Origin of the sequence: Actinoplanes sp. NPDC051861 (assembly GCF_040681145.1) — a bacterium.
GTDB lineage: Bacteria > Actinomycetota > Actinomycetes > Mycobacteriales > Micromonosporaceae > Actinoplanes.
This window is the reverse complement of sequence record NZ_JBFAYE010000044.1, coordinates 1-2,149: the sequence shown is the minus strand read 5'-3', so window position 1 is coordinate 2,149 and position 2,149 is coordinate 1. Positions and strand designations below refer to the sequence as shown.

At 65.7% G+C, this 2,149-nt stretch carries 2 protein-coding genes; one reads left to right on the top strand and one right to left on the bottom strand.

What is annotated here, in order from left to right:
- Positions 1-108: 108 nt before the first annotated feature.
- Positions 109-1,617 carry an ISL3 family transposase gene (locus tag AB0M02_RS46670; protein ID WP_364238984.1) on the top strand — a complete coding sequence of 503 codons (1,509 nt, stop codon included), beginning with the start codon at positions 109-111 and terminating at the stop codon, positions 1,615-1,617.
- A gap of 16 nt (positions 1,618-1,633) precedes the next feature.
- On the opposite strand, the gene AB0M02_RS46665 is transcribed toward AB0M02_RS46670, so the two are convergent.
- Positions 1,634-1,861: a hypothetical protein gene (locus AB0M02_RS46665; protein WP_364238983.1), complete on the bottom strand. Its 228-nt coding sequence runs from the start codon at positions 1,859-1,861 to the stop codon at positions 1,634-1,636.
- Between the last annotated feature and the right edge of the window lie 288 nt (positions 1,862-2,149).

Here is a 2,149-nt window from a genome sequence, read left to right as displayed (position 1 = left end):
GGCTCTGGCGCGAACTGTGTGATGGATGCCGGACGATGAGTCGTTGTCCGGCTGTGTGACGCTGTCGAGCAACTCCTTCCTCACCTCGCCGACCTCGAGATCGAAGAGGTGCACTCCGGCGCCGTTGTGCTCCTCACGGCCGCCGTGCGTGGTGAGGTGGCGGCATGCCCTGCCTGCTCGAAGTCATCGTCCCGGATCCATTCGCGGTATCGGCGGACGTTGACCGATGCACCGATTGCCGGGCGGCTGGTACGGATCATGCTGAAGGTGCGACGGTTCTTCTGCGATAACCCCGGATGCCGGAGCAAGACCTTCGTCGAGCAGGTCGACGGCCTGACTCGCCGCTGGTCACGCATGAGCGAAGGGCTGCGGCGGATGCTGACGGCGATCGGACTAGCGCTCGCTGGCCGAGCAGGCGCCCGGCTCGCCGGGACGTTGGGCATGCCGACCGGCCGAGATCGCCTCCTTCGGCTGGTCCGCGCGTTGCCCGACCCGCCCATCGGTGACATCGCGGTGCTCGGAGTTGACGATTTCGCGATCAAGCGGGGCCACCACTACGGCACCGTGCTGATCGACTGCGAGACACGGAAGGTCGTGGATGTACTGGTGGGACGCGATGCCGAGCCGGTGACGGCGTGGCTGCGGGAGCACACGAAGCCCGCGGTGATCTGCCGGGACCGGGCTTCGGCATACGCGGAGGCAGCTCGCACCGCGGCGCCGGAAGCGGTGCAGGTCGCGGATCGATTTCACCTCTGGCAGAACTTGGCTACAGCCGTGGAGAAGTGCGTCGCCCGGCATAAGAGCTGCCTTGCCGAGCCCGCCGAAACGACGCTCGAGGAGCTCGCCGAGACCGGGGCCGCCGATCCGACCGGAACGATGGCCGATCGGCGCCGCGCCCATCACGCTCTGGTCCACGAACTGCTGACACAGGGTGCCGGCTTCCGGCAAATCGCCCGACATCTCGGCTGGTCGCGCCGAACAGTATCCAAGTACGCCCACGCCGCTACCTGGCAGGAACTGGTGGTAGGGCAGAAGCCACGGCCGAGCCTGGTCGACCCGTTCAAGCCCTACCTGGCCCGACGCATCGGTGAAGGCTTTCTCAAAGCCAGCACCCTCTATCGGGAGATCGCCACGCAGGGCTTTACCGGCAGCTATGCGATCGTCCGCAAGTTCGTCGAGCAGTACCGCAGCAAACCCGACCTGACCAGAGCGCCCCGCCCGCCGTCAGTGCGGCAGGTGACCGGTTGGGTCTGCCGGCACCCGGACAACCTTGTCAGCCGCGACACCGAGCAGCTCCAGAGCATTCTCGACCGGTGCCCCGAGCTGCGCTCCGCTGCCGATCTAGTGCGTTCCTTCGCCGACATGATGACCCACCTGCACGGCGAACGGCTTCCCACATGGATCACTGCGGCCGAACAAGCCACGCTGCCCGGCATCAGCCGCTTCGCCACCGGCCTGACCGCCGACCTCGCCGCGGTCACCGCCGGGCTGGCTCTGCCCTTCAGCTCCGGGCCGGTCGAGGGCAACGTCAACCGGATCAAAATGATCAAACGACAGATGTACGGCCGAGCCGGCTTCGACCTGCTACGCAAAAGGGTCATGCTCGCGCCCCGATGATCAAAGCCCAAGTGCCTCAATCCTGCACGAGCGCGAACCACCGCCGAGGGACCACTTCCCGAAGCTCACCGACCTCGGCCAGATAGCGGCATGCCGCGGTCACGTCCGCAGTCTGCAGCCCGCCATCCGCCGCTTCGTCAATGAACCATCGAACCCGCCAACCGTCGAACGCCTCCACCTCCTCGCCCGTCGCCGGATCGTCAACGAGATCGACATCGACTTCCCGCCCGTCATCAGCAGTCATCCGGCAGCCTGCACCGTGAACGACATACTGGATGCCGCTACTGGTCACCCCTTCTCGAGGCAACTCCCGGGCCGACCGAACAGCAGAGAGAAGGCCCGCTACGTCCGCGATCGGCGCCAAGTCTTTGAACAGACGTCCCCGAATCTCACGCAGGGCGTCAGCGAATCGCCGAACCTCCCGAACGGCAGCTGCCTCATCGATCACATACCTGAGTATGCGAGATCAACGGATCAACGCCGGAAGCAGCCCAAGATTCCAACGTTACTTCACGAAGAGTGCGCCAGAGCC